This is a genomic window from Aeromonas bivalvium (assembly GCF_046078285.1).
GTDB lineage: Bacteria > Pseudomonadota > Gammaproteobacteria > Enterobacterales > Aeromonadaceae > Aeromonas > Aeromonas bivalvium.
Window position 1 is genome coordinate 1 of sequence record NZ_JBGXBV010000005.1, and the last position, 24262, is coordinate 24262.

Here is a 24262-nt window from a genome sequence, read left to right on the forward strand (position 1 = left end):
CATCTAAATCATTTGTCTAACACTTGCAAAACATGGTGGTCGTTACTGGGCTCGAACCAGTGACCCCCTCCTTGTAAGGGAGGTGCTCTCCCAGCTGAGCTAAACGACCTGGGAATCTGTCCATCTCTTGGATGGTAAATTGATGGTGGGTCGTGCTGGGTTCGAACCAGCGACCAATTGATTAAAAGTCAACTGCTCTACCGACTGAGCTAACGACCCTCACCACTGCCGCCTCGACTACATGACTGTACCGACGCTGACGGCGGCCTATAATACGGATTTAAATTCCTGGTGCAATAGAAAAATCTTAATTTAAACCCGTTTGCTCACTGCGCGTACAAACTGCCGTCACATTTACAAGAGTGTTACGAAAACAACCACCTAGCGTAATGTTACAGCTTGTCGAGGCTCTGCTTGGCCAGCTGTGCCGGCGAGGTATTGGGATACCCCTTGATCACCTGCTCATAGTAGCTTTTAGCCTGGGCCTTGTTGCCATCCAGCTGAGCGATCATGCCCAGCTTGACCAGGGCGTCCGCCCGCTTGGGCGACTTGCCGTACTTGTCGGCCAGGGTCTTGAACTGGGCGCTGGCGCCGGGTCTGTCACCCTTGTTGAACAGCAGCTGCCCCAGCCAATAGTGGGCATTGGGCACATAGCTCGAGTCCGGGAACTGCTTGATGAAGCCCTGGAATGCCGGGATCGCCTTGTCGTAGTTCTTGTCCTTGAGCACCAGATTGACGGCCGAGTCGTAGGCCTGATTCTCATCCTGGTTGCTGGAGTAGGTGGCGGCTGTGGCTGCGGTTGCGCTCGCTGCTGTAGCGGCTGCCGCTGCGGCGGGTGCGGCCTGCTGGCTGCTCACCTTGTCGAGCTCCTGATAGAGCTGACGCTGGCGCTCCTGGGACTGCTCCATCTTGTAGCTCTGCTGCTCCAGCTGGCCACGCAGGTCGGCCACCTCCCCTTGCAGGGAGTCCACCTGCTGCTGCAGATCCGCTTGCAGACGCAGACGGGCATTGAGGGTGCGCTCCAGCAGCGCCACCCTGTCCTCCAGGCTGCCTGAGGGCACGATGGCACCCGCATTGCTGCCGAAGGCGGCGGTGACGGCACTGTCGCCACCCGAGAGATCGGTCACGGGCGCCGCGGCGTGGGCCCCCATGCTAAATAGAAGTGCGGCCATCGAAATGGCCGCATGTTTATACACAAGATTCATCCGAATGAAACCTTAGTAGACCAGAACCGCACGACGGTTCTTGGCAAAGGCATCCTCGGTGTGAGACAGGTCCAGCGGCTTCTCTTCGCCATAGCTGACGATGGACAGCTGCTCGGCCTGCACACCCAGGGTTTGCAGATACTTGGCAACGGCCTTGGCACGACGCTCGCCCAGGGCGATGTTGTACTCTGGGGTACCGCGCTCGTCGGCGTGGCCTTCGATCAGGACTTTCACGGACGGGCGCTCACGCAGGTAGCTGGCGTGAGCATCCAGCAGGTCGGCGTACTGACCCTGGATGTCGTAACCGTCGTACGGGAAGAAGATCACGTTGTCGCGCTGCAGCGCTTCGAACTTCTGACGCATCTGCTCTTCCGGGGACAACAGGCCGTTGGCGCCACCGGTTTGAACCCCACCCATGCCGTCGGTCATGCCCGCTTCGGCGCCGGAGGCGTCGGAGTCGGAAGAAGAACTACAGGCGGCCAGGGTGAACAGTGGCAGTGCGATGGCCAGACCCTTGAGCAGTTTATTGAGTTGCATGCTATTTCCTTAAACCTTTATAACAAAACAAAAAACAATCGAATTTTTATCAATTCAAAAAGGGCGACCAAGCTGGCGCACGTATTTCCCCACTGCTCGTCGGCAGGACTGCCTTGAAGCGACCATCGGTCGAGACCAGAGCCAGGCTCTTGCGTCCTTGATAGATGGTGGAGTAGATGATCATGCTGCCATTAGGAGCCACACTTGGCGACTCATCCAATGCACTCTGGGTCAGTACCAACATGGCTCCACTCTCCATATCTTGCCGAGCGATGCGATACTGTCCCTGTTCCCGGGTGACCACTATCATGGACTTGCCGTCCGCTGTCATGGACGCACCCTGGTTCGAATCCCCTTCCCAGGTGATGCGACGAGTGGCGCCAGTGGCCAAATTTACGCTATAAATCTGGGGTTTGCCACCACGTTCAGAGGTGAACAGCAAACTTTGTCCGTCCGCCGCCCAGGAGGGTTCAGTGTCTATGGTGCGACTGTTGGTGACCCGGGTCAGCTGCTTGCTAGCCACATCAATCACATAGATATCCGGCTGGCCATCCTTGGAGAGAACGATAGCCAATCGGCGACCATCCGGAGACCATTCAGGCGCCCCGTTGATGCCGCGGAAGCTGGTGATCAGACTACGCTGCTGGCTATAGATATCCTGCACATAGATCTCGGATTTCTGGTTCTCGAAGCTCACATAGGCCAGCTTGCTGCCATCGGGCGACCAGGCGGGAGACATCAGCGGCTCGCGGGAGCGCAGCAGGGTCTTCTCGTTGTAGCCGTCGTAATCGGAGATGCGCAGCTGATAGGGGAACTGGGTCCCCTGCTCCACCGACACATATGCCAGGCGGGTCAGGAAAGCACCGCGCTCGCCGGTCAGGCGCTCATAGACGATGTCCGAGATACGGTGGGCAAACTGACGCATCTGGGCACCCGGAATGGTGGCCATGCGGCTGTCGAGGATGTAGCCGTTCGCTTCGCCGCCCTGGGTCTTGGCCAGCTGCCCCTTGAGCACGTCGACCAGCTCGAAGTTGACCTTGTAGGCACCGTTGCCGGCCGGCGCTATGGTGCCGACCACCACGGCTTCCACCCCCTGCGAGGCCCAGGGAGCGAAGTCGATTTCGCCACTGGTGCTCGGGGTCTGCGGCATCTGGCCGCGGGCCAGGGGCTTGAACTTGCCGCTGCGCATCAGGTCATTGGAGACCACTTCCGCTATGTCCTGGGGCAGCTGACCTTCACCGCTCCACTTGAAGGGGGCGACGGCGATGGGACGCGCGCTGTCGATGCCACCGGTGATGACGATGTCCAACGCCGCCTGGGCGCTCTGACCCATCAACAAGCAGCCAACCAAAGCAAAAAACACTTTTCTTATCATGGCTTAAGTACTCGGTTCCAATAAAAATGAGAGATTAACGTCCTTGCTCTGCAGACGGGGCAGACCCTGGACACTGTCCGCCCCGTCCCGCTTAGATGCTAGGTTCCAGCTTGAGGTTGAACTCCTTGAGCATCTCGAATGCCGCCGGATCCTTGGGCACCGGCAACTGATTTGCCTTCAGCACAGCCGCCCTGCCGGATCGGCAGACCGCGGGATCACCCTGGCCGTTGTCGACCGAGATGACGAAACCGCTGCTGGCCAATTTGACACCGATAGTACATGTTTTGCCCCGCATGGTGGGATCCAAAATCATGTAACGCTCCACCGTGGCCTTGATGAGGGCGGCATATTTATCGACCTCACCCCGGGCTGCCGCCGATGCAGCCTGACTGCGGGCATTGGCCTCCGCCGCCATCTGTGCCTGCATCTGGGCCTCCAGTTGCGCCTGCAATTTGGCCTCCTCGGCCGCCTTGCGTTTGCGCTCGGCCTCGGCTTTCGCCTTCTTGTCGGCTTCTTCCTTCGCTTTCTTCTCCGCGTCAGCTTTTGCCTTCTTGGCCGCCTCTTCCTTGGCCTTCTTGTCGGCTTCGGCCTTGGCTTTCTTCTCGGCTTCCGCCTTGGCCTTCTTGTCCGCCTCGGCCTTGGCTTTCTTCTCGGCCTCCGCCTTGGCCTTCTTGTCCGCCTCGGCCTTGGCTTTCTTCTCGGCCTCGGCCTTGGCCAGCTTCTCCTGGGCCTCTTTCTGTTCTTGTTCCTTTTTCTTCTTCAGCGCCAGCGCCTTGCTCTCGGCTTCGGCGGCCTTGCGCTCGGCTTCTGCCTGCTGGGCCTTCTGTTCTGCCAGCTTGCGAGCCTGCTCCGCCTGTTCGGCCCGTTCCTCGGCCTGTTTCTGCTCGGCTTGCTTCTTCTGTTTCTCGGCTTCGGCCTTGCGGGTCGCCTCTTCGGCCTCCTTGCGCTTGACCTCGGCGATGCGCAGCCGTTCCTGCTCCAGCTCCCGGGCCTGCTTGGCCTGATCTATCTCGGCCTTCACCGCCGGCTTGTTCTGTTGCTGGGCCTGCTGTTGCTGGATCTTCGCGGCCTGTTCGGCAAGAAACTCGTCATCCAGCATCACCGCATTGACTATCTGGGCCGAGGAGGCAGGCCGCTTGGGCTTGCTGAAGTCGACACCGACCAGCAGTATGATACCGATGATCAGGTGCAGCAGCAGCGAGACGATGAGATAACCGGAAATACCACGCTTCACATCCATCTCCGTCAGTTCACCGGATCCGTCATCAGACCGACCTGGGGCACGCCCGCCTTCTTCAGGGCAACCATCAGCAGGATCACCTCTTCGTAACGCACGGACTTGTCACCGGCCACCACCACGGGGGCATTCTGGTTGACCGCGAGATAGCCCATGGCCTGCTCTGTGATGAATTGCTGCATCGCCTCGGGGGAGCCAGGGGGCACGGGCTCATCGTCCGCCTCCCCCGCCTTGATCACATACTCGCCTTCGGTGTTGACGCTGACGATGAAGGGGGGCTTGGCATCCTCGGGCAGCTGCTCGGACTCCGCCTGGGGCAGATCCACCTTGACCCCTTGGGTGATCACGGGCGTCACCGCCATGAAGATGATGAGCAACACCAGCATGACGTCGATATAAGGCACCACGTTGATCTCGGCCACCTTCTTGCGCCGGATCCGCTGATAGGTTTGCATTACTGGTCACCCTGCTGCTGCGCGATCTGACGGTTCAGTATGGTGGTGAACTCGTCCATGAAGTTGGCGTAGGCGTTCTCAAGCCGTTCTACCTTGTTGGAGAAACGGTTGTAGAAGATAACCGCCGGGATGGCGGCAAACAGCCCCATGGCGGTGGCGATCAGCGCCTCGGCGATGCCGGGTGCCACCATCTGCAGGGTCGCCTGCTGCACCTGACCCAGAGCGATAAAGGCGTTCATGATGCCCCAGACGGTGCCGAACAGACCGATATAGGGGCTGATGGAGCCCACGGTCGCCAACACCGGCAGGTTGGATTCCAGATCGTCTACCGCACGGGAAAGAGAGACCCGCATGGCACGGTATGTACCGTCCATCACCGCATCCTGGCCACGGGCACCGGCCTTGAGCAGGCGGGCGTACTCCTTGAAGCCGGAGTAGAAGATGTCTTCCATGCCTTCGATGTCATCGCGGCGGGCGGAGGACTCCTGATAGAGACGATTGAGATCCACACCGGACCAGAATCTGTCCTCGAATTGCTCGGATGCCAGGTTGGCCGCCTTGATCACCTTGGCGCGCTGGATGATCAGCGCCCAGGAGACGACGGACATGCCCATCAGGGTCAACATGACCAGTTTGACCAACAGGCTGGCTTGCCAGAACAGACCAATAAACGAAATTTCAGCGTGCACTTAACAGCACTCCCTTCACATTTTCAGGTATTGCAACAGGTTTCATCATCGGGTGGCTGACACAGGCTATCTGTACCATGGCCTGGGTGATCAGCCGCCCATCAGCCGCCAGTATCCGCTGCGAGAAGCGCATGGAGGCGCGTTTCACTTCGGTCACTTGCGTCATTACGGTCAGTAATTCGTTGAAGCGGGCCGCCGAACGAAAATCGATCTCGGTCCGGCTCACCACGAAGGCGATGCCAAGATCGAGCAGCAGGTCCTGCTCTATGCCGCCGGCGCGCAAAAACTCGGTGCGGGCCCGCTCCATAAACTTGAGATAATTGGCGTTGTAGACGATGCCCCCGGCGTCTGTGTCTTCGTAGTAGACCCGTACCGGAAACTCAGTAACTTCCCCCATAACAATCTGTGATCCATTCGACAGTCTGATGGGGGGCTATCATAGCGCAGGGGTGCATAGGAAAGAAGCAGGGGGAGACAGGGAAATCCTGTCTCCCCCCGTTTTTATGGCAGGAAGTAAGTGTGTGTCAGCCAGAGCCCATAGAGCAGGCTTGGCCAGGCCAGCCAGGGGCAGAACAAGAGTCTGCCAATCAGGCTGCGGGGATGGAATCCCAGGCCGTGCATCACGCCGCAACTGACCGCCCACATCAGCCAGGGCGCGACCCAGTGGCCGTGCTCGCTGGTGTTGGCTGCGACCAGATTGGGCGCCTGCAAGATGGCGACGGCCAGCAGGGCCGCCGCCAGCAACATCAGCCCCTGCCACGGCTGGCGCTCCAGGGGAGCGGCCAGCCGGGCGAGCCTGTCACTTGTCTTCATCTATCTGGCGATCCAGGTTCTCGGTGTGCTCCAGCCAGAGCGCATTGATGATGCCAAACGCACAAGCCAGCAGCAGACCCAGGATCCAGGTGAAATACCACATATCAGGGCACCTTCTTAGTAGAGCGATTGTTGGTTGTCTTCGATGTGCTGGTTACTCACCCGGCCGAACATTTTGATGTAGGTCCAGATGGTATAAGCCAGCACGGTCGGCACGAAGACGACGGCGACGACCGTCATCACCTTGAGGGTGTTGAACGATGCGGTGGAATCCCACATGGTCAGGCTCTGGGACGGCGCCAGGCTCGAAGGCATCACGAACGGGAACATGGAGAAACCCGCCGTCAGTATGATGCCGGCGATGGCCAGGGAGGAGAACAGGAACGCAACCCACCCCTTGTCCAGCTTGGCCGCCACCGCGGTCAGCAGGCACATCACCAGACCCAGCACGGGAGCGGCGATCATCCAGGGATAGAGGTCGTAGTTCTGCATCCAGGCACCTGACTGCACCACCACTTCCTTGTGAAGGGGGTTGGTGACGGCGTCGGTGGCGACGGAGCCCACGATCACATAGCCATCCATGCCGCTCACCCAGACACCGGCCAGGGCGAACAGCACCAGGGTCAGCAGGGAGAAGATCATGGCGGCGGTGCGGGAGCGGGCCAGCACTTCCCCTTCGGTCTTCATCATCAGCCAGGTGGCGCCCTGGGTCACTATCATGAACAGGCTCACCAGACCGGCCAGCAGGCCGAACGGGTTGAGCAGGCCGAAGAAGTTGCCGTGATAGGTCATCATCAGGAACTGGTTGAAGTCAAACGGTACGCCCTGCAGCAGGTTGCCGAAGGCCACCCCGAAGATGACGGGGGGAATGGCGCTACCGGCAAACAGAGCCCAGTCCCAGTTGGAGCGCCACTTGGCGTCTTCCTGCAGGGAGCGGTACTTGAAGCCGACCGGGCGGAAGAAGAGCGCCATCAGGGTCAGGATCATGGCGATGTAGAAGCCGGAGAAGGCCGCCGCATAGACCATGGGCCAGGCGGCGAACAGGGCTCCGCCCGCCGTCACCAGCCACACCTGGTTGCCTTCCCAGTGCGGGCCCATGGTGTTGAGCATCACCCGACGCTCCACATCCTTCTTGCCGACGAAGGGGAGCAGAGCGCCCACCCCCATATCGAAACCGTCGGTGATGGCGAAGCCGATCAGCAGCACGCCGACCAGTACCCACCAGACCAGACGCAACATTTCGTAATCAAACATGGGTTACTCTCCTTATGCCTTGCTCTGTTCGAAGTGGTACTTGCCCGTCTTCAGGCTGCTTGGGCCCAGACGCGCATACTTGAACATCAGGTACATCTCGATGATCAGCAGCACCGTGTAGAACAGGAAGATCCCGATCAGAGAGAACCAGATCTCGGACGCAGGGATGTTGGATGCGGAGACGTAGGTCGGCAGCACTTCCGCTATGGTCCAGGGCTGACGGCCATACTCGGCGACAAACCAGCCTGCCTCGATGGCGATCCAGGGCAGCGGTATGCCCCACAGCAACGCCTTGAGCAGCCACTTGCGCTCACCGATGCGGTGGCGGGTGCTGTCATAGAAGGCCAGACCGATCAGCACCAGCATCAGGATGCCGCAGGCGACCATGATGCGGAAGGCGAAGAACAGCGGCAGTACCTGCGGGATGGAGTCATCCACGGCGGCCTTGACCTGCTCGTCGGTGGCGTCGGTCACGTTCGGGGTGTAACGCTTGAGCAGCAGACCATAGCCCAGATCCTGTTTCACCTCGTCGAAACGGGCGCGGGTCTCGTCGGACTTGTCGCCGGATTGCAACTTGGTCAGCAGTTCGTAGGCGGTCATGCCGTTGCGCACCCGCAGTTCATGCTCGCTCTTGAGATCCTTGATGCCGGTGACCTGCTCGTCGAGGGAGCGGGTGGCGATGATACCGAGGGCATAAGGGATCTTGATGGCATAGTCGGTGCGCATCTCCTCCTGGTTCGGAATGCCGAACAGGGTGAAGGATGCCGGGGCCGGATGGGTATCCCACTCCGCCTCGATGGCCGCCAGTTTCACCTTCTGCACTTCCCCGGTCTCGTAGCCGGACTCGTCACCCAGCACCAGCACGGAGAGGATGGAAGCCATGCCGAACGCGGCCGCGATGGCGAAGGAGCGACGGGCGAAGGCCACATCACGATTCTTCAGCAGGTAGTAGGAGGAGATGCCCAGCACGAACATGGCGCCCGTGGTATAGCCCGCCGCCACTGTGTGGACGAACTTGACCTGGGCAACCGGGTTGAACACCAGATCGGCGAAGCTCACCATCTCCATGCGCATGGATTCGAAGTTGAACTCGGCGCCGACCGGGTTCTGCATCCAGCCGTTGGCGACCAGGATCCAGAGGGCGGAGAGGTTGGTCCCGAGCGCCATCAACCAGGTCGCCGCCAGGTGCTGACGCTTGGAGAGGCGATCCCAACCGAAGAAGAACATGCCGACGAAGGTGGATTCGAGGAAGAAGGCCATCAGCCCTTCGATGGCCAGCGGGGCCCCGAAGATGTCGCCGACGTAGTGGGAGTAGTAGGCCCAGTTGGTACCGAACTGAAACTCCATGGTCAGCCCGGTGGTCACCCCGAGGGCAAAGTTGATACCAAACAGCTTGCCCCAGAACTTGGTCATGTCCCGGTAGACAGGGTTGTTGGTCATCACATAGACAGACTCCATGATCGCCAGAATGAAGGCCATTCCGAGCGTCAGGGGCACAAACAGGAAGTGATAAAGGGCCGTCGCAGCGAATTGGAACCGCGATAGGTCTACCACATGCTCAGCAATCATGATGTTTCCTCACCGATTATTGGCACGGCTATTTTAGGTGTATTGAGAACAAGGCTTCCGTTGGAGCTTCCGAACCCACAGCGCACAGCGTCACTTAACAATCGCGTCGTTCGGTCACGACCAAAAATTAACAACAAGGCAATAACTGAGAACAAAAAAAGCTAATGTTTAACAACTACAAAACAAGCAAGTCATAATTGTTCTCGCCCATGATGACCGCCGTTTTATATCATCTTTATTTGATTGAAATCAATGTAAAACCGGGGTCGATACATGCGTTTCAAAGGTATTTTTTCATTAGAAAGCCGTCAATTTCGAGAGCGAAATCACACTTTGAGAAAGATTTTAATTTATTGATTTAAATCAATTTTTTGAATTGGCACTGAGAAACACCTCTCATCTGAAAAATATAATGTCAGCGATACCTGGCTTGATTTATCCCCGAAAGAGCACCTTGCTTGAAATTCACTGAAAAACCGATGAAAACGCATGTTCATGCTAAATGCCAAGCCTGGGTTTTTAATTAAAAAAACTAATCCGAATGGTGCAATTTTTCTTGTTTGTCCCCCCAGGTGGCAGCTCCTACAATGCGCCCCGCAGTGAGGGCAATCCCTTGGGCTCAGGCCGATCTACCAGGGTTACCGATGCGTGTTTAATGACCATATTGTACAGAGCAGAGAGACATCAAGATGAAAAAGTTTGTGACCAAGGCCATTCGCTACTACAAGCTTTCGTTCGTTCAGCTCTATCAAATGAACCGACTCTGAGTCTCGCGACGACTCACCGTTTTACTGTTTATCCGGCCTGTGCCCAGACGCGCTTCTTGTCTGTGAACATCCACCCTGAATTGTCTTTTATGCCCACCGCGCCTGCGTGTGGGCTTTTTTTTGTCGACCATGAAAAAACCGCCCCAGGGGGCGGTTCTGTATCGAGTCTGCCGTTTCAGGCCTGTTCCGGTCGCTGCAGGCCGAAGTGGGCATAGGCTCGGGCGGTCGCCATCCTGCCTCTTGGAGTACGTTGCAGATAGCCCTGCTGGATCAGATAGGGCTCCAGCACGTCTTCGATGGTGTCCTTCTCCTCGCCGATGGCGGCGGCCAGGTTGTCGAGTCCGACGGGCCCCCCCATGAACTTGTCAATCACAGCCAACAATAGCTTGCGGTCCATGAAGTCGAACCCCTCATTGTCCACGTCCAGCATGTCCATGGCACGGGCCGCAATGGGTCCATCAATGCGGCCATCGGATTTCACCTGGGCAAAATCCCGCACCCGTCTCAACAAGCGGTTGGCAATGCGCGGTGTTCCGCGGGAGCGGCGCGCCACCTCCAGGGCACCATCGTCGCTCATCTCCAGCCCCAGGCAGCGGGCGCTGCGCGCCACTATGTCGGTGAGATCCTTGACGTTGTAGAACTCGAGGCGCTGGACTATACCGAAACGGTCGCGCAACGGGCTGGTGAGGGAGCCGGCACGGGTGGTGGCCCCGATCAGGGTGAAGGGAGGGAGATCGAGCTTGATGGAGCGGGCGGCAGGGCCCTCCCCTATCATGATGTCGAGCTGGTAATCCTCCATGGCCGGGTAGAGCACCTCCTCCACCACGGGGCTGAGACGGTGGATCTCGTCGATGAAGAGAACATCGTTCGGCTCGAGGTTGGTGAGCAGGGCGGCGAGATCGCCGGCCTTCTCCAGCACTGGGCCCGAGGTGGTCTTGATGTTCACGCTCATCTCGTTGGCCACGATATTTGCAAGCGTGGTCTTGCCCAGGCCCGGTGGCCCGAAGATCAGCAGGTGATCCAGTGCCTCGCCGCGCTGGCGGGCCGCCTCGATGAAGATCTCCATCTGGGCACAGACATGGTCCTGCCCGGTGTAATCGGCCAGCTTTCTGGGGCGGATCGCCCTGTCGATGACCTCATCTTCACGGGCGGCCGAGGCCGAGATGAGGCGGTCAGCTTCTATCATCACTTACCTCACACCAGGCTACGCAGGGACTCGCGGATGATGGCTTCCACCGACATGCCCTCCTTGGCGACCTTGCCGACGATCTGGCTCGCCTGCTGGGGCTTGTAGCCGAGGGCGACCAGGGCGCTGGCTGCCTCTTCGCTGGCATCCGGGGCCCGCAGGCTGCTCTCCTGCGCGGGCAGGCTGATGGCTGCCGGCGAGAAGAGATCGTGACTGACCCAGCCCTTGAGCCTGTCTTTCATCTCCACCACCAGCCGCTCGGCGGTCTTCTTGCCCACCCCGGGCAGCTTGATCAGGGAGCTTATCTCCTCACGCTCGACACTCATCACGAACTGGCTGGCGGTCATGCCGGAGAGGATGGCCAGCGCCAGCTTGGGGCCGACGCCGTTGGTCTTGATCAGCTCGCGAAACAGCGCCCGCTCCTGCTTGTGGTTGAAGCCATAGAGCAACTGGGCATCCTCGCGCACCACGAAGTGGGTCTGGATAGTCGCCTCCTTGCCGAGTTCGGGCAGGTCATAGAAGCAGCTCATGGGCATCTGTACCTCATAGCCCACGCCTCCCACCTCGAGCAATACCTCGGGGGGATTCTTCTCAATCACAATGCCTCTCAAGCGACCGATCACGGCTTATCTCCTCAACCAACACGACTAGCAATAAAGTGGCTCCTAGCATAAAGAATAACTGGATAAGTATCCAGCATCCGCCTGCGCCCCACCGGCGCAGCCATCCAGGATTGCCAGCGGCCCGCCATGGCAAGTCCAACCTTCCCCCGGACCTGCGTCTTCATTCATTTGCATTCAAATGGCCCAAAAATGAAATCCATTTGGAGCTTGATCTATTCCCCATGCCGACTAGTCTGAACTCGCCAGGGAGATCTAAATGAGGCTTATTGGTTTTATTCCACCTTTGTCATACGTGTCACAGCGCAAGGAGAACAAGATGGCTAATGGACAAATCACCTTTTGGGAAGGCAATGGCGCAACGCAGGATCAGGTCGGCAATACCCTCAGTGGCGGGACTAGCTACAACATCAGCTGCAAGAGCGGGGACTATGGCTTCAGCAACGATGAGGCTCGCTCCCTGAAGCTGGAGGGTATCCCCGGCATCACGCTCATCAAGGTCTACGACAGCCCGTCGGCCAGCACCGACGATGACTGGGCCCAGATCCTGGTCAAGGGACCCATCACCGACTCCGTCATCGTCAGCAGTTTCAACAGCAGCGCCAACCTGGATGGCGGCAACGTGGTCGTCACCAGCCATTACCATAATGGTCTGGATGGCAAGGTGTCGAAGATCATGATCGACTATCTCGGCTGATCCCCTCAGCACCAGGAAAGGGTGGCTCACCGCCGCCCTTTCCCCTCCAGCGACCCCCGCCGCCGAACATTCGCAGCGCTCCGACCCCGACGCTTGCCTGACCACAAAATTTAGCCCTTGGGCCCCGGGGCCCGCCCTGTTAAAATTCCGCCCTTGCATATATCCAGGGCCCAGCGGCCCGTCTCACGTTAAGGTTCATCGCGATGCGCACCAGCCAATATCTGCTTTCTACCCTCAAGGAAACCCCGTCCGACGCCGAGGTTGTCAGCCATCAGCTGATGCTGCGCGCCGGCATGATCCGTAAACTGGCCTCCGGCATGTATGCCTGGCTGCCGTCCGGCCTGCGGGTACTGAAGAAGATCGAGAACATAGTTCGCGAAGAGATGAACAAGGCGGGCGCCATCGAAGTCTCCATGCCGGTGGTGCAACCGGCCGAGCTGTGGCAGGAATCCGGCCGCTGGGATGATTACGGCCCCGAGCTGTGCCGCCTGACCGACCGCCACAACCGTCCCTTCGTGCTGGGCCCGACCCACGAAGAGGTGATCACCGCCCTGGTCCGTTACGAGGTGAACAGCTACAAGCAGCTGCCGCTGAATCTGTACCAGATCCAGACCAAGTTCCGCGACGAGGTGCGTCCCCGTTTCGGCGTGATGCGCGGCCGCGAGTTCCTGATGAAGGATGCCTACTCCTTCCACATCGACAAGGCCTCCCTGATCGAGACCTACGAGAAGATGCACGCCGCCTACTGCGCCGCCTTCACCCGCATGGGCCTGAACTTCCGCCCGGTGCAGGCCGATACCGGCTCCATCGGCGGTACCGGCTCCCACGAATTCCAGGTGCTGGCCGAGAGCGGTGAGGATCTCATCGCCTTCTCCGATACATCCGATTACGCCGCCAACATCGAGATGGCCGAGGCGCTGGCACCGGCCGGTGAGCGCGCCGCTGCCACCGCAGCCCTGACCAAGGTTGCCACCCCGGCCGTCCACACCATCGATGAAGTGGCCGCCTTCCTGAGCGTGGCACCGAACGCCATCGCCAAGACCCTGCTGGTACTGGCCGAAGCGGACGAGCACGGCAAGCAGGCCGTCATCGCCCTGGTGCTGCGTGGCGACCACGAGCTGAACGAAATCAAGGCCGAGAAGCTGGCTGGCGTTGCCAACCCGCTCACCTTCGCCAATGACGAGCAGATCAAGGCTGCCGCCGGTTGCGATGCCGGCTCCATCGGCCCGGTCGGCTTTGCCGGTCGCATCATCGTCGATCGCAGCGCCGCCCATCTGGCGGACTTCGTCTGCGGTGCCAACGAGACCGGCTTCCACCTGACCGGTGCCAACTGGGATCGCGACATCGCCACCTATGAGGTTGCCGACCTGCGCAACGTGGTGGAAGGCGACCCGAGCCCGTGCGGCCAGGGCAAGCTGCTGCTCAAGCGCGGCATCGAAGTGGGCCACATCTTCCAGCTGGGTACCAAGTACTCCGAAGCCATGAAGGCGAACGTGCTCAACGAAGGCGGCAAGTCCGTCACCATGGAGATGGGTTGCTACGGCATCGGCGTCTCCCGCCTGGTGGCGGCCGCCATCGAGCAGAACAACGACCAGTACGGCATCATCTGGCCGGACGCCATCGCCCCGTTCGAAGTGGCCATCGTCCCCATGAACATGCACAAGTCCGTGCGCGTCGCCGAGCTGGCCGAGCAGTTCTACGCCGAGCTCAAAGCCGCCGGTGTGGACGTGCTGTTCGACGACCGTAAAGAGCGTCCAGGCGTGATGTTCGCCGACATGGAGCTGCTGGGGGTGCCCCACGGCATCGTCATCGGCGAGCGCGGCATGGACAACGGCGTGGTCGAATACAAGTGCCGCCGCACCGGCGAGAAGCAGGAAGTGGCCATCAGCGACATGGTCGCCCTGCTCAAGAGCAAGCTGGGTCGTTAATCCCGCCCCTTGCCGACATAAAAAAGCGCGCCGATTGGCGCGCTTTTTGTTTGTCTGACTTTCTTATCTGGCTTTTTCATCTGACAAGGGGTTGCCAGGGGATGAGCCGGGGTTGCCTAGTCGTTGCGGCCGATGAAGAGATCGGTCACATGGCAACTGCTCCTCGCCTCCAGGGCATCGAGCATGTAGGCGGCAGCATCCTCCGGGGTCATGAAACGGCTCGGGTCCACGTGATCCGAGTTGTCCCAGAATTCGCTGCGGATCCCGCTCGGATACAGGTTCACCAGCCGCAGGGGCGAGCCCTTGAGCTCGGCGCGCAAGGACTCGAGAAAGCCGCGCATTCCCCACTTGGAGGCGCAGTAGAGGCTCTCGTTGGCCTTGCCCACCTGGGCGGCGGAGGAGAGCACATTGGCCAGCACCCCGCCCCGCTCGCCGATGAGGCGCACCGTCTGCTGGGCCACCAGTATGGTGGAGACCAGATTGCTCTCCACTACCCGGCGCACCTGCTCGGCGGTATAGACACCGACCGGGCCGAACTCGCCGACACCGGCACAGTGGATCACCAGGTCCGGCAAGCCGCCCCACTGGACGGCGGCGGCGAAGGCCACCTCCACCTCTTCGTGATGGGCCAGATCGGCGGCGATACCGATCACCCCCTGGCCGAGCCTGGCTTCCATCTCCTGCAACTTCTGGTAGCGGCGCCCCATCATGGCCACCCTGTGGCCACGGGCAACCAGACCGCAGGTCAGGGCGCGGCCCAGACCCGAACCCGCTCCGGTGACTATGATGCTGCCCATCCCCTCATCCTCTCCCTATCAGAAGGTGAATTCTGCACCCGCAAACCAGCCATCGACCCGCTGATCGACACGGTCAAAGTCCATGTCGACCTGACGCCAGCCGGCGCGCAGCTTGAGCGGCAGGGAGGAGAACTTGTACGCCCCGCCCAGACGGTAGTCATAGTTGTCGGCATCCTGCACCCGGGCATCGCCGAAGGCGGAGAAGCCGGTGCCCGGAATGCGCAGCTCGGTGCCGGCATAGGCCATCAGCACGTCTTCGTGGTAGGAGTCATTGGCGGTGTTGAAGTCCCCTTCGTAACGACGGCCGGTCAGACCCAGGTCAATCTGGAACAGGTCGTTGTTGAACAGGCGGTAGTACAGGCTCAGATCATAGGCCTGCAGCTCGTTGTCGAAGGCGCCGCCGCTGGTGCTGAGATCGGAGATCTCGAACTTGGCGTTGGGCAGCAATATGATGCCGTGCTCCAGCTGCAGGTAGCCGCTCCAGTTGTAGTTGTCGTCAAAACCGTCCCGGGTCCCGACATCATCGACACGACCGCTGCCCTGGGCATTCCAGATATCGGTGCCGGCGGCGAAGCGCCAGTCATCGGCGGCCATGGCAGAGGTGCTCATCAGGGCCAGCAGAGAAGCGGCCAACAGGGTCTTTTTCATCATTAAACTCCAGAGAATGCGGGATGAGACCCGCATTTTACCGCGCCAGCCGCCAATACCTAGCAAGATTATCTATAACGCGACCGGTTCTGTCCCTGATCAGTGCGCCATGCCGGCCATGGGTTCGACCGGCTTCACCGGCAGACTCAGGCTCAGGGCCTGGCCGTTGTCGAGGCTCAGGGTCAGGGGGAAGGGGGTGCCCTGGGAGAGTTCACGCACATCGAACAACATGATGTGCAGGCTGCCGGGTTTGAGTACCGCCTCCCCCTTGGCCGGGATCTCGATGCTCTCGACCTGACGCATCCGCATCACGCCGTTTTCGTGCAGGTGGGTATGCAGCTCGGCGCGCGCCACCTCGGGGGAGCTGACGCCGGTGAGCCGGACCGGGGCATCCCCATCATTTTTCAGCACCATGAAGGCCGCCGTGTTGGGGGTACCGGGGGGCAGCAGGCGCACATAACCATCGACGGCCTCCACCTTGGCCAGGGCGGGGGCGGCCAGTCCCAGGGCCAGCAGGGAATAAAACGCTCGTTTAAACATGGGGGAAATCCTTTTATGATGTTGTCAAACGAAGCAAAGCTTACCCGCAAGGCAAGCTTTTGGCAGCCCCTGACAACAAGGATTCAGACATGGCCCCCACAATTCTGGTCGAGCAGCAGGATGGCCTGCTCACCCTGACCCTCAACCGGCCGCACAAGCGCAACGCCCTCAACACCGAGATGTACCAGGCCCTCACCACGGCGCTGCGAGGGGCCGCCGAGGAGCAGAGCGTCCATGTGCTGCTCATTCAGGGGCAGCAGACCTGCTTCACCGCCGGCAATGATCTGGCCGACTTCATGGGCAAACAGAGTCTGACGGCCGATGATCCCATCTTGCAGTTCCTCCACACCCTGGCCGACTTTCCCAAGCCGGTGATCGCCGCGGTCGGCGGCGCCGCGGTCGGCATCGGCACCACGCTGCTGCTGCACTGCGATCTGGTCTATCTGGCGGACAATGCCAGGCTGCAACTGCCCTTCGTCGAGCTGGGGCTGGTGCCGGAGTTCGCCTCCAGCCTGCTGCTGCCCCGCGCCGTTGGCCACCTCAAGGCCAGCGAGTTGCTGCTGCTGGCGGAGGCCATCGACGCCGGGGAGGCGCTGCGCCTCGGGCTGGCCAACCGGGTGCTGGCTGCGGATGAACTGCTCCCCTTTGCCCGGGCACAGGGCTTGACCCTGGCGGCCAAACCGCCCAAGGCGCTGCAAAGGAGCAAGGCCCTGCTCAAACAGGAGCTCAAGCAGGCGGTGCATTTTGTCATCGACACCGAGGCCCGCGCCTTCTCCCTCGCCCTGCAAGGAGAAGAGGCCCAGGCGCGCATCGCCCGCAAGCTCGGGCGCTAGTTGAGGCGAAAGCGGCCGATCAGCTCGCAGCCCTGCACCTTGTCCTGCACCTGGATAAGCCTGGCTATCTCGGGATTGGGGTGGCGCTTCAGGAAGCCGAGCAGGGCGGCGCGGCAGCAGCCCAGCTCGCTGATGAGGGACTCGCACTCCCGGTTCGGGCACTGGGGCACCAGAGCGGTCACCAGCTCGGCGGCCAGCTTGAGGTAACGCAGCTCATAGCTGGGCTCCTCCATGGCACGCCAGAAATCGGCCAGGCGATGGCAGGTGGCGACGCGCATGGTGGCCAGCTCCTCGAGATCGATGACAGTCGCCTGGGGGACCAGCCCCTCGCCATCGATGACGGCGGCCTGTGACGGCGCCTCCCGGGGGGCCGATATGGTGCCGAGCGCCTGCTGATAGAGGCAGACGGCCGAGCCCAGGGCGCCCTGGCTCAGGGCGCGCTCGGCTTCGATCATGTAACGCTGCCAGTGGGCCTGGGTCTGATCCTGCCGGGGGGATGTCTGTGCCATACGCTACCTCCTTCACCTGATACTGGGCTCTCCATGAGAGCCTAAATGAGAATGAATATCAAGCCGACAGAGAGTGCAGGATCTCTGCGCCTTGTCGCCCCCGTCACACTCTTTCGTCGGCATCGTCCCCTCTGCTCCCGCCAGGGGGTAAGATGACGGCAACCTAAGGAAGGGCATGATGAACAATGGAAGTCGGGGCCTGCTGATCGGCCTCTGGGTCACCTTGATGGTGGTGGTCGCCTTCACGGCACGTCAGTGGGGGCTGGAGAGCCTGCGCCAGCAGGCCAGGATAGACAACGAGCGCCTGGCGGGTCGCCTGCTGATCGAGCTCGACAAGTACCGCCGCCTGCCGGCCCTCATCGCAACCCGCACCGAGTTGCAGCAGGCGCTGCTGCAGCAATTCCCCCCCTATCGGCTCCACCCCCTGCTGGAGCAGTACAACGAGATCCTGGGCACGGATGCCATCTATCTCATGACGGACAAGGGGGAGGTGATCTCCGCCAGCAACTGGCGCCAGTCCGACAGCTTCGTCGGGGACAACTACCATTTTCGCCCCTATTTCCGCCAGGCGATGCAGGGCAAGCCCGGCAGCTACTTCGCCCTCGGCCAGCGCTCGGGGCGGCGGGGCTACTACTTCTCCTATCCGGTGCAGGATGGCGATCGCCGCCTCGGCGTCGTGGTGGTCAAGGTGGCGCTCTCCCTCATCGACGAGCGCTGGACCAGCAACAGCCTCGACTACCTGCTGACCGACGAATACGGGGTCGTCTTCTTCGCCTCCAGGGGCGAGTGGCTCTATCGCCCCCTGGTCGCCCTGGACGAGCCGACCCGCCAGATCCTGGCCGAGGAGCGCAAGTATGGCGACAAGCTGGGCCCTCCCCTGAGCGATCTCCCCTCCCTCGGCCTGCTGCGCAGCCAGGACGAGTGGCACTGGGGTCAGGGTTATCTGTTCACCGGCACCGCCATGCCGAGCGCAGGCTGGTATCTCTATACCCTGGAGCCCCTCCATGACTTGCGCCCCATCATTGCCAAGGCCCTGGCCAGCTTCGCCCTCTTCTCCCTGCTGGTACTGATGGTCTGGCTCTACTGGCGTCAGGTGATGCTCGGCCGCGCCCGTCTCGCCCGCCTCAACAACCGGCTGGAGCACAAGGTGAGCCAGCGCACCCGGGCCCTCTCCACCAGCAATCAGGAGCTGATCGCCACCATAGACAAGTACCGCCAGACCCAGCGCGAGCTGATCGATACCCAGGAACAGCTGGTGCAGACCGCCAAGCTGGCCCTGCTCGGCGAGATGTCTGCCAGCATCAACCATGAACTCAACCAGCCCCTGGCCGCCATGCGGGCCTATGGCGAGAATGCGTTGCAGCTGCTCGACAGGGGCCGCATCGACAGCTGTCGCGACAACCTGGTGCAGATCAACGGCCTCAACCATCACATGAGCGAGCTGGTGGCCCGCTTCAAGGTATTCGCCCGCAAGGGGGAGCAGACCCTGCAGGCGGTGGCGCTGCAACCCGTGATCCACGCCAGCCTGGCCCTGCTCCACAGCCAGATGCTCAAGCAGGGGCTGCTGGTGGAAACCCGGTTGCCGACCGACCCCCTCTATGTCCATGCCGATGCGGTGCAACTGGAGCAGGTGCTGGTCAATCTGCTGCACAACGCCCTGCAGGCCTGCGCCGGCATGACGCCGCCCCGGGTCTGGCTGGAAGTGGAGCGCGAAGGCGATCGGGTGACCATCGCCGTCATCGACAACGGCCCGGGCCTGGCCGTCGAGGCCAGGCAGCTGTTCGCCCCCTTCTACACCACCAAGTCCAAGGGGCTCGGGCTCGGGCTCACCATCTCCCAACGTATCATCACCGCCTTCGGCGGCCAGCTGACGGCGAGCAATGACCCGGAGCTTGGCGGCGCCCGCTTCACCATCAGCCTGCCCGAGGCCCGGCCCGACCTGAGACATAGCCCATGAGCCGCCGCGCCCGCGCCAAGGTGCGCCCGACCATCCCCGCCCGATCGAGGAGAACCCCATGAACCAAGTCATGCTGATCGACGATGAACACCATCTGCGCCTCTCCCTCGGTCAGACCCTGGAGCTGGCCCAGTGGCAGGTCACCACCTTCGCCAGCGCCGCAGAGGCCCTGCCCCACATCAGCCCCCAGTGGCCCGGCATCATCATCAGCGACATCAACATGCCCGGCATGAACGGCATCGCCCTGCTCGAGGAGGCCATGGGCCGCGACGCCGAGCTGCCGGTGATCCTGCTCACGGGGCATGGCGACATCTCCACCGCAGTACAGGCCATGCGCCTGGGGGCCTATGACTTCATCGAGAAGCCGTTTGGCACTGAGCAGCTGCTGGAGGTGGTGCGCCGTGCCTGTGACAAGCGGCGCCTGGTGCTGGAGAACCGGGAGCTGCGCAGCGAACTGGAGGCCCAGAGCGGGCCTGGACCGCGCCTGCTCGGTGCCCACCCGGCCATCAAGCGGCTGCGCCAGCTCCTCACCCACATCAAGGATGCCCCCGCCGACGTGCTGATCATGGGGGAGACGGGGAGCGGCAAGGAGCTGGTCGCCCGCTTCCTGCACGACCATTCGGTGCGCGCCACCGAGCCCTTCGTCGCCATCAACTGCGGCGCCGTGCCCGAGACCATGATGGAGAGCGAGCTGTTCGGCTTCGAGGCCGGCGCCTTCACCGGGGCCCAGAAGCGCCGGGTAGGCAAGATCGCCTGGGCAGACAGGGGCACCCTCTTTCTCGACGAGATAGAGAGCATGCCGATGGCGCTGCAGATCAAGCTGCTGCGGGTGCTGGAAGACAGAAAGGTCGAGCCCCTCGGTACCAATCACCCCATCCCCCTGGACATACGGGTGCTGGCGGCCAGCAAGGTGGATCTGAAGACCCTGGTCGAGCAGGGCGCCTTTCGCGCCGACCTCTATTACCGGCTCAATGTGGTGCGGGTGGATATCCCCCCATTGCGGGAGCGCAAGGAGGACGTGCCCCTCCTGTTCGAAAACTTCCTGCGGGTGGCGGCGACCCGCTATCAGCTGGCGCCCCCCAGGATCGGGGCCGAGCAGCGGGCCTGGCTGCTGGCCCACGACTGGCCGGGCAATGTGCGCGAGCTGCGCAACCTGGCCGAACGCTGCGTGCTGCTGGGGGAAGAGGGGGCCTTCGCCGACCTCAGCCTGGGGCGCGAGGCCCTGACCCTGGCCGAGCAGGTGGATCGCTTCGAGCGGATACTGCTGACCGACACCCTGAGCCAGCACAGGGGCCGGCTCAAGGAGGTGCAGGAGACCCTGGGGCTGCCGCGCAAGACCCTCTACGACAAGATGCGCAAGTACGGCCTCGACAAGCAGGACTACAAGCTCGGCGAGGAGGGGGCGGACTAGCCCGCCCTGGTGCTGCCCGCCAACGCCCCCCATGGGGGGAAGATCACCCGGCCCTGGGCACGGATGGGGGGATTTCCCCCCTTTTTCCCGGGCAGCCACCCTCCCCCATCCCTCCCGAACGCCCGCCGTTAATGAAATGTTGATCTATTGTGAAATCTGGCATGCAAGTTGCGATGCCAGGTAGCAATGACCTGCACTCACACACAAGGAAGAGAGACATGACATTTCACATCCGCACCCTGACCGCCGCCCTCACCCTGGCGCTCGGCCTCTCCTCGGCCGTCGCCGCCCCCATCGAGCTCAAGTTCTCCCACGTGGTGGCGGAGAACACCCCCAAGGGCCAGATGGCGACCCACTTCAAGCAGCTGGTGGATGAGCGCCTCCAGGGTCAGGTGGAGGTCAAGGTCTACCCCAACTCCCAGCTGTTCGGCGATGGCAAGGAGCTGGAGGCCATGCTGCTTGGCGACGTACAGATGATCGCCCCCTCCCTCTCCAAGTTCCAGAAGTACACGGATCAGCTGCAGATCTTCGACTTGCCCTTCCTGTTCAATGACATGGCCGCAGTCGACCGATTCCAGCAGGGCAAGGAGGGGCAGGCCATGCTGGGCTCCCTCGAGAAGTACGGTCTGGTGGGCCTGGGCTATCTGCACAACGGCATGAAGCAGATCTCCGCCAGCAATCCCCTCAAGACCCCGGCGGACGCCAAGGGCAAGAAGTTCCGCATCCAGACCTCGGACGTGCTGGCCGCCCAGTTCGAGGCCATCCATGCCGTGCCGGTGAAAAAGCCCTTCGCCGAGGTGTTCACCCTGCTCCAGACCAAGGCCATCGACGGCCAGGAGAACACCTGGTCCAACATTTACTCCCAGAAGTTCTTCGAGGTGCAGCCCTATATCACCGAAAGCAACCACGGGGTGCTGGATTACCTGATCGTCACCAACGCCGAGTTCTGGAACGGCCTGCCGGATGGGGTCCGCAGCGAGCTGAAAAAAGCGCTGGATGAGTCGGTCGCCTACGGCAACAAGATTGCCGCCGAGAAAGATAGCGAGGACAAGGCCGCCATCTTCGCCTCCGGCAAGAGCCAGCTGGTTACCCTGACCGACGCCGAGCGCAACCAGTGGGTCGAGGCGATGAAGCCGGTCTGGCAGCAATTCGAGGGGGCCATCGGCAAGGAGCTCCTCGACGCCGCCGTCGCCGCCAACCAGCCCTAAGCCAGCCAGCGGCGCCCGACGTCTGGGCGCCGCCCGGAGGATCCCATGAAAAAATTCGTCTATCAGCTGGAGGAGGCCATCATAGGCCTGCTCCTGGTCAGCACCACCCTGCTGGTCTTCATCGAAGTGGTGATGCGCTTCTTCTTCGATACCGGCCTGCTCTGGGCCCAGGAGCTAACCCTCAACCTCTGCGCCTGGATGGTGCTGTTCGGCGCCTCCTGGGGGGTGCGGGTCGGCGCCCATATCGGCGTGGATGCCTTCATCAAGGTGCTGCCCGCCCATTGGCAGCGCCGCCTGACCCTGCTGGCCGTAGGCCTGTGCCTGGTCTACTGCGGCTTCTATTTCTACGGTGCCTGGATCTACCTGGCCAAGCTCAAGATGATCGGCATCGAGATGGAGGATCTGCCCATCCCCCGCTGGCAAGCCATGAGCATACTGCCCATCGGCCTGGCCCTGCTGTTCGTCCGCTTCCTCGGGGTCGGCGTCATGGTGTGGCGCGGCCAGATGCAGGGCTTCGCCCTCGCCGATGAAGCCAGGGAGAGCATGCACCTCATCGACCACGGCCCGGATCAGAAGGTATAACCACAATGGCAACACTGACCCTCTTTACCCTGCTGATCCTCTCCATGTTGCTCGGCATGCCCATCGCGGTGGCCCTCGGCCTCTCCAGCGTGACCACCATACTGCTCTTCTCCAACGACTCCCTCGCCTCCCTGGCGCTCAAGCTGTTCGAGGCCACATCGGAGCACTACACCCTGCTCGCCATCCCCTTCTTCGTGCTGTCGTCCGCCTTTCTGTCGACCGGCGGCGTGGCCAAGCGGATCATCAACTTCGCCATGGACTCCGTCGGTCACATCCGTGGCGGCCTCGCCATGGCCTCCGTCATGGCCTGCATGCTGTTCGCCGCCGTGTGCGGCTCCAGCCCGGCGACCGTGGCCGCCATCGGCAGCATCGTCATCGCCGGCATGGTGCGATCCGGTTATCCCCAGGCCTTCGCCGCCGGGGTGATCGCCAACGCGGGCACCCTGGGGATCCTGATCCCCCCCTCCATCGTCATGCTGGTCTATGCGGCGGCGACCGAGGTCTCGGCATCCCGCATGTTCATGGCCGGCTTCCTGCCGGGGCTCATGATGGGGGGCCTCATCATGGTGGTCATCTATGTGGTGGCCCGCATCAAGGGGCTGCCGAGCCAGCCCTTCCCGGGGCTCATCACCCTGCTTGGCAGCGGTGGCAAGGCACTCGGCGGCCTCTTCCTCATCATACTGGTGCTGGGATCCATCTACGGGGGCATTGCCAGCCCCACCGAGGCGGCGGCGGTGGCGGCGGTCTACGCCTTCTTCATCGCCGTCTACGGCTATCGCGACATAGGTCCCCTCAAGGGGGTAGCCTGGCGCAACCAGGGGGAGTCCCTGCTCGCCGCCAGCCTGCGCAACCTGGTGCTGCTGCCCCTCTCCCTGCTCAGGTCCCCCTTCGACCGCGAGGTGGGCCATGTGGTGCGCGACGCCGCCAAGGTGAGCATCATGCTGCTGTTCATCATCAGCAACGCCATGCTGTTCGCCCACGTGCTCACCTCGGAGCGGATCCCCCATGCCATCGCCGAGGCCATCATCGCCTGGGGCCTGCCCGCCTGGGGCTTCCTCATCGTGGTGAACATACTGCTGCTGCTGGCGGGCAACTTCATGGAGCCTTCGGCCATCGTGCTGATCATGGCCCCCATCCTGTTCCCCATCGCCACCCAGCTGGGCATAGATCCCATCCACCTGGGGATCATCATGGTGATCAACATGGAGATAGGCATGCTGACCCCGCCGGTGGGGCTCAACCTGTTCGTGACCGCCGGGATCACGGGCCAGAGCATGGGCTGGGTGATCCGCGCCTGCCTGCCCTGGGTCGGCTTCCTGCTGCTGTTTCTCATGCTCATCACCTATGTGCCCCAGATCACCCTGTTCCTGCCGGAATACCTGGATGGCCCCAGTCTGGCGCTGCCCTGACCGGTATGCTGTCCGTCGACCAATGCAAAGCGCCAC

Annotated in this window: 25 protein-coding genes and 2 tRNA genes; 8 read left to right on the top strand and 19 right to left on the bottom strand. The window is 61.6% G+C overall.

The genetic code is table 11. The features are described 5' to 3' along the window. Nucleotides 1–33: 33 nt before the first annotated feature. The 15 genes from ACEUCR_RS12570 to ruvA form a co-directional block, all read right to left on the bottom strand. A tRNA-Val gene (locus ACEUCR_RS12570) sits at nucleotides 34–109 on the bottom strand. Nucleotides 110–143: 34 nt separating this feature from the next. Then, nucleotides 144–219: transfer RNA gene (locus ACEUCR_RS12575), tRNA-Lys, on the bottom strand. Nucleotides 220–392: 173 nt separating this feature from the next. Beyond that, entirely contained in the window at nucleotides 393–1205 is an 813-nt protein-coding gene (ybgF, locus tag ACEUCR_RS12580; RefSeq protein WP_042002241.1) for a tol-pal system protein YbgF, read from the bottom strand. Between the two features lie 12 nt (nucleotides 1206–1217). Next, a complete protein-coding gene (pal, locus tag ACEUCR_RS12585) occupies nucleotides 1218–1742 on the bottom strand; it encodes a peptidoglycan-associated lipoprotein Pal (RefSeq protein ID WP_042002236.1) in 525 nt (174 codons plus the stop codon). Between the two features lie 49 nt (nucleotides 1743–1791). Beyond that, nucleotides 1792–3117, bottom strand: a complete 1326-nt coding sequence (gene tolB, locus ACEUCR_RS12590) for a Tol-Pal system beta propeller repeat protein TolB (RefSeq protein ID WP_042002234.1) — start codon at nucleotides 3115–3117, stop codon at nucleotides 1792–1794. Between the two features lie 91 nt (nucleotides 3118–3208). After that, nucleotides 3209–4357 (bottom strand): cell envelope integrity protein TolA, encoded by a 1149-nt coding sequence (gene tolA / locus ACEUCR_RS12595; RefSeq protein WP_042002232.1) that lies wholly within the window; start codon nucleotides 4355–4357, stop codon nucleotides 3209–3211. Between the two features lie 5 nt (nucleotides 4358–4362). Beyond that, a complete protein-coding gene (gene tolR / locus ACEUCR_RS12600; RefSeq protein ID WP_042002229.1) occupies nucleotides 4363–4809 on the bottom strand; it encodes a protein TolR in 447 nt (148 codons plus the stop codon). Next, the gene (gene tolQ / locus ACEUCR_RS12605; protein ID WP_042002226.1) at nucleotides 4809–5498 is read right to left on the bottom strand and encodes a protein TolQ; all 690 of its coding nucleotides are present in this window, start codon (nucleotides 5496–5498) and stop codon (nucleotides 4809–4811) included. Before tolQ ends, tolR begins: the two co-directional genes overlap by 1 nt. Continuing rightward, on the bottom strand, nucleotides 5488–5895 hold the full coding sequence (ybgC, locus tag ACEUCR_RS12610) for a tol-pal system-associated acyl-CoA thioesterase (protein ID WP_042002221.1): 408 nt from the start codon (nucleotides 5893–5895) through the stop codon (nucleotides 5488–5490). Before ybgC ends, tolQ begins: the two co-directional genes overlap by 11 nt. A 104-nt stretch (nucleotides 5896–5999) precedes the next feature. Next, nucleotides 6000–6245, bottom strand: a complete 246-nt coding sequence (locus ACEUCR_RS12615; protein ID WP_174217908.1) for a cyd operon YbgE family protein — start codon at nucleotides 6243–6245, stop codon at nucleotides 6000–6002. Between the two features lie 52 nt (nucleotides 6246–6297). Next, complete coding sequence (gene cydX / locus ACEUCR_RS12620) at nucleotides 6298–6414, bottom strand: cytochrome bd-I oxidase subunit CydX (protein ID WP_005331536.1); 117 nt, start codon at nucleotides 6412–6414, stop codon at nucleotides 6298–6300. Between the two features lie 14 nt (nucleotides 6415–6428). Next, on the bottom strand, nucleotides 6429–7565 hold the full coding sequence (gene cydB / locus ACEUCR_RS12625; RefSeq protein WP_392441582.1) for a cytochrome d ubiquinol oxidase subunit II: 1137 nt from the start codon (nucleotides 7563–7565) through the stop codon (nucleotides 6429–6431). 12 nt (nucleotides 7566–7577) lie between these two features. Further along, a complete protein-coding gene (locus ACEUCR_RS12630; protein WP_042002211.1) occupies nucleotides 7578–9134 on the bottom strand; it encodes a cytochrome ubiquinol oxidase subunit I in 1557 nt (518 codons plus the stop codon). 942 nt (nucleotides 9135–10076) lie between these two features. After that, nucleotides 10077–11087, bottom strand: a complete 1011-nt coding sequence (gene ruvB, locus ACEUCR_RS12635; RefSeq protein ID WP_042002209.1) for a Holliday junction branch migration DNA helicase RuvB — start codon at nucleotides 11085–11087, stop codon at nucleotides 10077–10079. 8 nt (nucleotides 11088–11095) lie between these two features. After that, nucleotides 11096–11710, bottom strand: coding sequence for a Holliday junction branch migration protein RuvA (gene ruvA / locus ACEUCR_RS12640; protein WP_042002205.1), 615 nt, complete (start codon nucleotides 11708–11710; stop codon nucleotides 11096–11098). 316 nt (nucleotides 11711–12026) lie between these two features. Between ruvA and ACEUCR_RS12645 the strand changes: the two genes are divergently transcribed. Continuing rightward, entirely contained in the window at nucleotides 12027–12404 is a 378-nt protein-coding gene (locus tag ACEUCR_RS12645; RefSeq protein ID WP_408790598.1) for a hypothetical protein, read from the top strand. 203 nt (nucleotides 12405–12607) lie between these two features. Continuing rightward, complete coding sequence (locus tag ACEUCR_RS12650) at nucleotides 12608–14332, top strand: proline--tRNA ligase (protein ID WP_408790601.1); 1725 nt, start codon at nucleotides 12608–12610, stop codon at nucleotides 14330–14332. A gap of 116 nt (nucleotides 14333–14448) precedes the next feature. Here the strand turns inward: ACEUCR_RS12650 and ACEUCR_RS12655 are convergent, their stop codons facing one another. The 3 genes from ACEUCR_RS12655 to ACEUCR_RS12665 all read right to left on the bottom strand — a co-directional run bounded on the left by ACEUCR_RS12655 (nucleotide 14449) and on the right by ACEUCR_RS12665 (nucleotide 16317). After that, nucleotides 14449–15129 carry an SDR family oxidoreductase gene (locus tag ACEUCR_RS12655; protein ID WP_042002197.1) on the bottom strand — a complete coding sequence of 227 codons (681 nt, stop codon included), beginning with the start codon at nucleotides 15127–15129 and terminating at the stop codon, nucleotides 14449–14451. Between the two features lie 18 nt (nucleotides 15130–15147). Next, complete coding sequence (locus ACEUCR_RS12660; protein ID WP_408790957.1) at nucleotides 15148–15777, bottom strand: TIGR04219 family outer membrane beta-barrel protein; 630 nt, start codon at nucleotides 15775–15777, stop codon at nucleotides 15148–15150. Nucleotides 15778–15876: 99 nt separating this feature from the next. Next, nucleotides 15877–16317 (bottom strand): copper chaperone PCu(A)C, encoded by a 441-nt coding sequence (locus ACEUCR_RS12665; RefSeq protein ID WP_111873210.1) that lies wholly within the window; start codon nucleotides 16315–16317, stop codon nucleotides 15877–15879. Between the two features lie 89 nt (nucleotides 16318–16406). Here ACEUCR_RS12665 and ACEUCR_RS12670 point away from each other — a divergent pair, with 89 nt between their 5' ends. Continuing rightward, nucleotides 16407–17150: an enoyl-CoA hydratase gene (locus ACEUCR_RS12670; RefSeq protein WP_408790605.1), complete on the top strand. Its 744-nt coding sequence runs from the start codon at nucleotides 16407–16409 to the stop codon at nucleotides 17148–17150. On the opposite strand, the gene ACEUCR_RS12675 is transcribed toward ACEUCR_RS12670, so the two are convergent. Beyond that, on the bottom strand, nucleotides 17147–17659 hold the full coding sequence (locus ACEUCR_RS12675) for a DUF2753 family protein (protein WP_408790607.1): 513 nt from the start codon (nucleotides 17657–17659) through the stop codon (nucleotides 17147–17149). The two genes, ACEUCR_RS12670 and ACEUCR_RS12675, sit on opposite strands and share 4 nt — an antisense overlap. A 175-nt stretch (nucleotides 17660–17834) precedes the next feature. Between ACEUCR_RS12675 and ACEUCR_RS12680 the strand changes: the two genes are divergently transcribed. From ACEUCR_RS12680 to ACEUCR_RS12700, 5 genes are all read left to right on the top strand, one after another. Further along, nucleotides 17835–19616, top strand: a complete 1782-nt coding sequence (locus ACEUCR_RS12680; protein ID WP_111873207.1) for an ATP-binding protein — start codon at nucleotides 17835–17837, stop codon at nucleotides 19614–19616. 58 nt (nucleotides 19617–19674) lie between these two features. Then, on the top strand, nucleotides 19675–21027 hold the full coding sequence (locus ACEUCR_RS12685; protein WP_111873206.1) for a sigma-54-dependent transcriptional regulator: 1353 nt from the start codon (nucleotides 19675–19677) through the stop codon (nucleotides 21025–21027). A gap of 218 nt (nucleotides 21028–21245) precedes the next feature. Continuing rightward, the gene (locus ACEUCR_RS12690; protein WP_042002176.1) at nucleotides 21246–22235 is read left to right on the top strand and encodes a TRAP transporter substrate-binding protein; all 990 of its coding nucleotides are present in this window, start codon (nucleotides 21246–21248) and stop codon (nucleotides 22233–22235) included. Between the two features lie 45 nt (nucleotides 22236–22280). Continuing rightward, nucleotides 22281–22817 carry a TRAP transporter small permease gene (locus ACEUCR_RS12695; protein ID WP_042002173.1) on the top strand — a complete coding sequence of 179 codons (537 nt, stop codon included), beginning with the start codon at nucleotides 22281–22283 and terminating at the stop codon, nucleotides 22815–22817. Between the two features lie 5 nt (nucleotides 22818–22822). Beyond that, nucleotides 22823–24226 (top strand): TRAP transporter large permease, encoded by a 1404-nt coding sequence (locus tag ACEUCR_RS12700; RefSeq protein WP_042002171.1) that lies wholly within the window; start codon nucleotides 22823–22825, stop codon nucleotides 24224–24226. Nucleotides 24227–24262 lie beyond the last annotated feature (36 nt).